This window comes from Candidatus Phytoplasma pruni, assembly GCF_001277135.1.
Classification (GTDB): domain Bacteria; phylum Bacillota_I; class Bacilli_A; order Acholeplasmatales; family Acholeplasmataceae; genus Phytoplasma; species Phytoplasma pruni.
In genome coordinates this window covers 1-8,628 of sequence record NZ_LHCF01000015.1, presented here as the reverse complement: position 1 = coordinate 8,628, position 8,628 = coordinate 1, and the positions used below count along the sequence as shown (strand labels likewise).

General features: G+C 26.6%; 4 protein-coding genes and 4 pseudogenes. All 8 read right to left on the bottom strand.

Annotated elements, in window-relative coordinates; translation table 11 throughout:
* Nucleotides 1-331: 331 nt before the first annotated feature.
* Nucleotides 332-1,304: pseudogene (locus tag CPX_RS02225) on the bottom strand (IS3 family transposase).
* Between the two features lie 458 nt (nucleotides 1,305-1,762).
* A pseudogene (locus CPX_RS03565) lies at nucleotides 1,763-2,390 on the bottom strand (phase variable surface lipoprotein).
* Nucleotides 2,391-2,562: 172 nt separating this feature from the next.
* On the bottom strand, nucleotides 2,563-3,888 hold the full coding sequence (locus CPX_RS02215) for a toprim domain-containing protein (RefSeq protein ID WP_053521546.1): 1,326 nt from the start codon (nucleotides 3,886-3,888) through the stop codon (nucleotides 2,563-2,565).
* A 24-nt stretch (nucleotides 3,889-3,912) separates the two neighbouring features.
* A pseudogene (locus tag CPX_RS02210) lies at nucleotides 3,913-5,410 on the bottom strand (replicative DNA helicase).
* Nucleotides 5,411-5,428: 18 nt separating this feature from the next.
* Nucleotides 5,429-6,034, bottom strand: a complete 606-nt coding sequence (locus CPX_RS02205; RefSeq protein ID WP_053521547.1) for a hypothetical protein — start codon at nucleotides 6,032-6,034, stop codon at nucleotides 5,429-5,431.
* 187 nt (nucleotides 6,035-6,221) lie between these two features.
* A complete protein-coding gene (gene tmk, locus CPX_RS02200) occupies nucleotides 6,222-6,836 on the bottom strand; it encodes a dTMP kinase (RefSeq protein WP_053521545.1) in 615 nt (204 codons plus the stop codon).
* A 75-nt stretch (nucleotides 6,837-6,911) separates the two neighbouring features.
* Nucleotides 6,912-7,544: a YqaJ viral recombinase family nuclease gene (locus tag CPX_RS02195; RefSeq protein ID WP_053521544.1), complete on the bottom strand. Its 633-nt coding sequence runs from the start codon at nucleotides 7,542-7,544 to the stop codon at nucleotides 6,912-6,914.
* A 523-nt stretch (nucleotides 7,545-8,067) separates the two neighbouring features.
* Nucleotides 8,068-8,628: pseudogene (locus CPX_RS02185) on the bottom strand (hypothetical protein); the annotation flags it as partial.

Here is an 8,628-nt window from a genome sequence, read left to right as displayed (position 1 = left end):
CTGCGCTGTTCCTTTTTTTAATACAACTTTTGTCTCTAAAATTGTTCTTTAAGTCTAAAAAATTAAGTGATAATTTTCTATCTTTTCAAACTAACAAAGTATTTTCATTAGACGAAAAAGTGTCTAATGTTTTTTTATAATTTGCTAGTTTCAAAAGATATTTTTGCTAATATTTTATCTTTTCATTATATAGTTAGGTAAAAAAAGTTAAAAACTCATATACAAAATGAAAATAAAATAATTTTTATTATTAATAAGAACATTTTATTAAAAAAGGCGCAAAAAAGATACCTTTTTAAAAGGTCTGTTTTTAAAAGTTTTTTTAATTCTTTTATCTTAAATTTTGTTCATATTGGATGGGCGAAAGATAGTTTAATTTAGCCAAAATCCATTTAGAATTCCAAAAAGCAGGAAATTGGTTGATGATTTTACTTATTTTTGTTGGTGATTTTTGAAATAAAAAAGGATCGCGATAAAATAAAATGCTTTTCATTTGGCCGAATAAGTTTTCAATGACAGAGTTATCTCTAGGTGTTGCTTTGCGCGACATACTAATAAGAAAACCTTTTTTGGTTAAAGTATGTTGGATTTTTAAAGATTGATAAACTGAACCTTGGTCTGAGTGGATAATACAAGTTTTTTTTGGTTTCGGCATTTTTTTGATAGTATTTAAAACTAAATCTTTATTTTGTTGCTTAGACACATGAGAAGCGACTATTTGATTGTTAAAAGAGTCGATAATACAAGAAAAATATAAAAAACCTTGGGGAGTTTTGAAATAAGTGATGTCGGTAAATAGTTTTTGCATTGGTTCGGCGCTTTTAAAATCTTGATTAATTAAATTAGGAGCTATGTTTAAATTATCCTTTAAAGAACGATAATGATATTTATTTTTTTTGATTCTTAAACGACAACAAATCCCTTTTTCTTTCATGATGAGATAAACTTTTTTCTTAGTGATGGGTTCATTAAAGATTTTTTGATATAAATGAGTGATTTTACGATGGCCAAATAAATATTCACGCATTTTACATAAAGATTCAATACGTTTTTGTTGTAAAAGATCTTTTTCTTCTTTTTCTTGGAGTTTATTTTTAACTTTCAACCAATAATAATAAGTACTTTTTTTAATTTGAATTGTTTTTAAAATGGTGGTTAAATTAAGAGTTCGATTGAATTGGTTAACTAAATGAAAAACAATCTTTTTATCAATTTTTTAATTTTTTCAATAATTTTTGTAATAATTTAATTTTTGTTGTAGTTTGTCTATTTTTATGATTAAAATCCCCATTTACTTTTTTTATCTTTCTTTTATATGTTATCTATTATAACTCTAAAAGATTTTTTATTTAAAGAGATTTTGTTTGAAAATGTCATATCTTGAAAAAAGGGGGTTGTACGCAAATGGGGGTTCTTCTTTTTCTTTTTTTATTTGTCTTTATGATTTTGTTAGAGCTTCAGCACATTGATGTTTTTTTAATAACAACTATTCAATACTTGGTAAGGCAGTTGATTGAAAAATTAAAGTTTATTTAATTATAAAAATAAATTAAAAAAATAAAATTAATTAAAAGAAAGATTTTTTTATATCGATTAATAATAATGATATTAAAAATGATACAACGATAATATCAAATATCGAGTATCATTATCATTATCGATATAAAATATAAAATATCACTCCTTAAATGAGTTAATCTTTATATAGATTATTTTCAAAGTCAAACTGTTATAAAGTTGTTAGTAAAGTGTTATAAAACTGTTAGTCTTTTTGTTTTGAAATATATTTATACATAGGATGTAGTTTTTTAACCCGATAACCTTGTTTGGTTTTAGTTAAGAAGAATTGAATATATTTTAAATCTTCTTGTCGATAATAGATGATATTTAAAGCTTTCTTATAGTTTGTTTTAATCGGTTTATTGTATTTATCTAGTTTATTGGGGTCTATTTGATATAATTGTAAGTTTTCTAGTTTATGAAGATTGATTTTGCCAATTAATTCTTTGATGATATTTTTAGATTCATTTTGATAATTGATTTGGAAGATATTATGATGGGTTTTAAGGGGGCTATTTTGGCTTTTAAGGGGGGGTAAATTTGAAAGTAATAGTTTGACTATTACTAGAAGAGAAATTATCATTAATTAAGGTTATTTTTGTTTGTTTAATTTCATCCAAGATTTGAGGGTCTACAAATAGAGTTTGGTTTTTGGGGCGATAATTGGCTTCTTGGTAAGTATTTTTCTTTTTAGAATGGGTTATAATGGTAAGGTTGATTAAATCTTGTTTTAACGTTTGTAAAAAGAGTTTAATTTGTTCTAAATCAGTAGGGGTGGTTTTAGCGTTCCATCCACCGATTAGGATTCCTTGATTAAGGTCGTTTTTCATTTTTATTTTCTCCTTTAAATTTATTTTTGTCATTTTGTTAAAATATTTATTAATTTTTGGCCTAGTAATTGAATGTGCGTGATTTATATTATTAATTTTATTTTTAAAGAGGACCTTATAGGGGTAAAATAATACGTTTGTTGTTGTTTAGTTGGTATTTTATAATAAATAATTATTTAATTACTTCAACTTTATCTTCTCCAAAAAAATGAATAGCTAAATCCACTATTTGTTTCTTTTCTGCTTCTTCATAGGAAACATAAGGGTCTAAAAAACATTTTCGATAAGCTTGAATGCCGTATTGACGAATTAAATCATCAACATCTTTACAAGTTTTGTCATAAGGGAACAAAATGCGTCTAATTTCATAAGGGATTTGTTGTTCTTTTATTTGTTCTCCTAAGGCTGCGTTTCTTTTTCTTCCAGTTTCGTCATTATCGAGGGCGATAATGACTTTAATCTTTTCTTTTTTGAGAATATCCATTTGGGTTTGGGAAAGTAATTGGGCGACACAAATTAAACCCACGACATTTTTTATGCCGTGTTGCCAACAACTAATAACATCAAAAAAACCTTCATGAATGATAATTGTTTTAGTTTTTTTTATATACGGTAAAGCTTCGAAAAAACGATAACTGAAATGAAAAGTAGGTGTTTGACTAAAATTATTGAGGGATTTATATTTAGGTTGCAAATAAGAAACTTCGCGAAAATGATTTTGATAAAAGTGAAATGTTTTATTATATCCATTTTCAATAGGGATAATGATGGAACCATGGAAAGTATCGTGATAATATTTTTTATTTTGTTGATTGGTTTTTTCTTTAACAAAACCATATTCAACTAATTTGGTTGTATCGATATTTTTCTTTTTACAATAATTTACTAGACGAAAAGATAAAGATTTATCAGATAATGGGGCATAACCTAGTTTAAATTCTTTAATGGTTTCTAGAGTTAATTTTCTTTTTTGAGTTAAATATTCTAATCCTAGGTGAGATTCATTATTTCGGTTAGTAGTTAATAAATAATGATAATAATCTCTAATTTGGTTAAATAAAGGTGATATTTCTTTAAATAATTGTGTTTTTGTGGTGTTAATTTCTTTTTCATCAATTGGGTTGTTGATTTTATTGGGGTGGAATTGATATTTAAAAGGTTTGTAAGAAATATTAGGGGTTGAAGTTTTTTGTTGGATTAAGTTTTTAAATTCTTGAGTTTTTATAAAGTTATTAATTTTTTCGAGGGCGTTATTGAAGGTTTTAATTCCTCTTATTTCCATATAAACATCAATAATATCGTAATCTTTACAACATTTCCAACAATAAATTTTATTATCTGAAGTTAAATGGCAACAAGTTGGGTTGTTTCCTTGATGGATGGGACAAGGGAAACGATATTTGGTGTTGAAGTTCGGGGGTAAAATTTTTAATTTTTTTAATAAAACAATCATGGGAAAATTAGTTTTAATGTGTTTAATTTTGTCTTGATGATTCATTTATTTTAACTCCTATTTTTTTGATTAATAATAAGTTTCTATTTGATAAGGTAAAACATAACCGATTTCTTGGAAAGTTTGAGTACTCATTTCAAAGTGATAAATTAAGGTTTTTTTAGTACCACTTCTATTTTTTTTGATACATACTTCAATTATTTTTTGATTTTCATTGTCATCAGATTCTAAATAGAGTTGATTTAAGGTTGAATTATAAATATTTAAAGGTTTTTCTTGGTCTTTGGATAATTGGGGTTGGAATTCGGACATGATTAAGACGATATCAGAATTAGTTTCAATCCCGCTACTTCCTTTTAAAGCGGTTATTTCTGGCGATTTACCTTTGTAGTTAGTGTATGTATCTCTTGAAAATTGAGATAAAATGATAATAACGATGTTTAATTCCATGGCCAATTGTTTGAGTTTAGTCATAATTTCATCAATAGCTAAACGGTCATTTTCTAAGTGATTCGTGGTTTTGGTTATTTGAAGGTGGTCAAGGACGATAATTTCTGCTTGTTGTTCTAAATGGAGGCGATAAACTAAATCAATAACATAATCAATGTTTTTACTTTGATCATAACTAAATGATAAATTTATGTTAACAAAAAATTGTTTGGATTGTTTCATCCTTTCCGTGTATTGTTGTGGTGTGATGTTTGAGTCTTCCAAATTTTTATCTAAAATAACGTCTAAAGGAATTTGAGTTTGGTGAGCTAATAAACGACTTAAATTTTCCTCCATTGTCATTTCATAAGAAAATACCAAAATATGAGGATAATGAGAACTTTCTTGGTGTTTGGTTTTGGCGATATCTAAAAGAAGGTTGTAGACAAAAGTTGTTTTGCCTAAACCAGTATACCCTCCGATAGTGATGATTTGCCCTTTTTTGAATCCTTTAGTTGCTTGATTTAAGCCTCGAAAAGTTTCAGATAAACGGTAATATTCTTCTTGAATTTTTTGTTTTGCTTGATTGTCGGCGGCAAAAAAACTCAGGATGACAAGAGGACATTTGATTTAAAGTGAATAAGGTTTGGTCTGATTTGTGGGGAATAAAAGCCATAAATTTTCTTAATTTATCAAAGATTTCTTGGTAATATAAATTTTTAGTGTAAGGATCTTGGGTTTCAAAAGAAGGACTAATAATTTTTAAGAGTTGTTGGAACAGTTTTTCTTTGGTATAGGTGTGTTTTAAGTTATCTAAGAAATCAAGGTTATTTTCCTTACTAAAATCATTATTTAAAAAAGATAATGATTCTTTGGTAAAGTTATCTTGGGGGAAATAGGTTTGAAGATAGGCCAGTAATTCTTTGATTATCTCAGTTTGAGATTTTATTTTATCCCAAGGATGAGTTGTTTGTTTTTCTAAAAATAAATATTTTAAAGTTGTAAATATTTTTTTATTTTGAGAGTTAATTAGATTTTGGGGTTTAATTATTTGGCAGTAAAGTTTTAGCTTTTCCCATTGGCCTTGTTCGATATAATTTATTAGTTGTTGTAACGCTTTTTGTTCGTTGGTTAACATTTTATATTAACTCCTTTTTTATTTTTTAATGATGTTGATGTTAGAAAAAGGGATGAATTGGGTGGTAATTAAGTTTTGTAAGAAATCGTTAGCTGAGTTGGAAAATAAGTTAATTACTTGATTAATCCCTTGAACTTTGCCTTGGTTAATTTTATTATTTAGTCTTTGAGTTTCTTTTTCGTTGTTAGTTAATAAATAAAACTCAAAACGGGTGTCTAATTTTTTGAGTTGTTGGACTTCTATCATGGTTTGTTTATAGCGTTCGCGGAGACAGGTTTTGAAATTAAAAGCGATTATTCTTTTATTTTCTGTGAATAAAACTAAATCAAATTTAATGTCGGGGATAAAAAATAAATTTACTTGAGGGTATAAATTAGTGATACCTTTATTTTGAAAATATAATAAAATGAGGTATTCATTGATTTTACCACGGATTACTTTTTGACTTTGAGAGTGAATATTATTTTGGTTAAAATAATGGTTTAATTGTTGGTGATTGGTTTTCATATATTTGTCAACAGAAAGATTAAAGGTGTCTTTATTAAAAAAGTATTTTAAGATTTCCACAGTTTGAATATTAGTATTAAATTGTTGAATATTACAAAAATCTTGGTTGTTTAACATTTGAGATTTCCTTTCTTTAAATAAAAAAACCTTTAAATTAAGGTCTTTTGTTGGTTTTTTAGTTTTAAAAATTCTTTTTGTTTTCCAAGTGATGGTGCCATCTTTATGAATAGTTTTGATTTTTCCATTAGAAAAATAGATGTAAGTATTGCCATTTTGGCAGGTTTTTTTAGTTATGATCGCCATTTTATAGTGCTCCTATTTGTTTAATAATTTGTTTTTGGTTAGTTAATGCTGTTTTGTTATTCATCTCTTTTAAGATTAATTGATGGCCAAGGTTTTTTCTTTTGAAGAACAATTCATATCCTTGTTTGACTTTATTAAAGTATGATAAAGGTTTAGTTTCGATAACATCTAATTTGTGGTTTTTTTGGTTTAATTTGCGTTGTAGTCCTAATTGAGGTTCTATTTGTAAATAGACAGTGAGATGGGGTTTAATAAAATTCTTACTTAATTTATTAAAAAGCTGATAATTTTTATCAATTTGATAAGGATAAACTCGATAGGCAAAGTTAGAACCTAACCATCTATCTATTAAAATGATTTTATTAGTTTCTAAATGTGGTTTTATTTCTTCTTCTTGGGTTTGTTGCATGTTCGCAAAACTAAGAAGATATCTAGTTAATGGTTTTAATTGGGCATTAGTTAAAAAGATATCACGAAGAGGTTGGCCGATGGAGGAACTGCCTAAACCTTGTAAAGTAATTACTTCGTGACCTTGTTTTTCTAATTGTTTTTTAATTTTTTGAATTAAAGTAGTTTTGCCGCTGCCGTCTAGTCCTTCAAAAACTATTAATTTCATTTTTGTTCTCCTTTAAATTTAGATTTTGAGTATAAAAAAAAGACCTTCGATTTGAAGGTCTTAGGTTTTTAATTATTATTTAAATTTACTTAATCGTTTTAAATAAGTTGTTTGTGATAATTCTTGTTTAGTTTTTGATAAAAGTTCTAAATATTGTTTGCTATCTTGAATCATTTTGGTAATAAAATTATTATCTAAGTAAATTCTAACTACATGATAATCATTATCATTAAAATAAACTAAAAAATAAGCAAATTTAGCTTGGGAACAATAGAGTTGACATTGGACTTGAGCCCAGTAGTTTTTAGGGATTTCTTTGTTTGCTAAAAAATCATTCCATGATGTTGAGATGTTGTTGTTTTCATCACGATAAGGACATTTGATTTCTAAGAGAGTTTTGGTTTTTTCATTATAACCATCTAAGGAAGCGGAAAACATTTTTTCTTTGTCATCTGTAAAGATGGTATCAGGATAAATTAATTGGGTGGTTTTTTCAAAGAAAGTTCTAGCCAAAGGTTCGGTTTTATTGCCATGTTCGGTGTATTTATTGGAAGTAAAAGTAGTGCCAAAGATTTTGTCATGGACTAGTTGATTTAAGGTTCTAAATTTATCATTACCTGTGATACTACCGATTTCGGAAGCGTTAATGTATTTTTTTCGGTGTTGATACCATAATTTGGTGCGTTGATTTAAGTTTTTGATTCTCATAATATTCGTTCTTTCTTAAATATTTTCTTTAATAATAATAAAAGATATTTTCCTAAATAATAAATAAATTTAATTATATGATAAAGACATTTAAAGATGAAATCAATTAAACATAAAAGATGAGGTAAAAATAATAAGAAAATGATTAATAAAGCTAAATTAAACCATTGGTTTTGATTATTAAAAAAACAATTACTTATAGCAGCAAACCAATTATTTAATTTTGTTAACCAAGTATTAATTAGGTTCCACATGATTATTAGTTTTAATAGTGGTTAGATATTGATAAAATCTAACTACGATACCTTTCTTTAACCTTTGGATGCTTAATTGATAAGTAAAAAGATAGAATTTGATTAAATAAGAGATGAGATAAAAAGGTATTAATAATAAAATAAAGATGATATTAGTAGTTAAAAATGAGGATATTTTTTTTTACGAACATATTTAATAGTTCCTTTCTTTTTTAAGTATTGGGTAATAAAAAAAGACCCTTGTGAAGGGTCTTTGGATGATATTTTAATTAAGAATCGAGGATATTTGGTTTTTTAGGTGGTCTGGTTGTGTCTAAAAATTGATAATAAGTTCTTGTTTGCCAACGATCACCGCCAGAAGCACAATCATTTCCGTCGATATACCAATCATCTAAGAAAACACCAGTTACATACGAATACCAATGTACATTGCCGTTTTCATCGTAAAGGGTTTTAGATGAACGGCCTAATTTGTTTCTAATTGTTTCAGCTTGATAGGTACAGCCATATTTGATATAACATTGGTTTAACCATGCAATATAATCTTTTTGATAATCAATTAAAATATCTCTTTTTAGTTGTGTATCTTGACAAGTAATCCGATATATTTTATCTTCAGTTTCAAAAGTATTTTCTAATAAATTAATAGCATATGAAATATTAATTTCTTTATAAGCGGGTTCGGTAATAGTTATAGGATTATTACCGCTTTTAGATTCTCTGTTATATTCTCCTTCATAAGCATATAAATTATTGGCTCTTTTCCAATCTCGGATGTCTTTATAGGGGTTAAGAGAGTCTGGGAGATTAATGTGGATTGCTCTTTTCCC

Coding starts and splice junctions, on each gene's coding strand:
- CPX_RS02195 (WP_053521544.1), bottom strand. CDS start 7,544: ATGAGAATCAAAAACTTAAATCAACGCACCAAATTATGGTATCAACAC.
- CPX_RS02215 (WP_053521546.1), bottom strand. CDS start 3,888: ATGAATCATCAAGACAAAATTAAACACATTAAAACTAATTTTCCCATG.
- tmk (WP_053521545.1), bottom strand. CDS start 6,836: ATGAAATTAATAGTTTTTGAAGGACTAGACGGCAGCGGCAAAACTACT.
- CPX_RS02205 (WP_053521547.1), bottom strand. CDS start 6,034: ATGTTAAACAACCAAGATTTTTGTAATATTCAACAATTTAATACTAAT.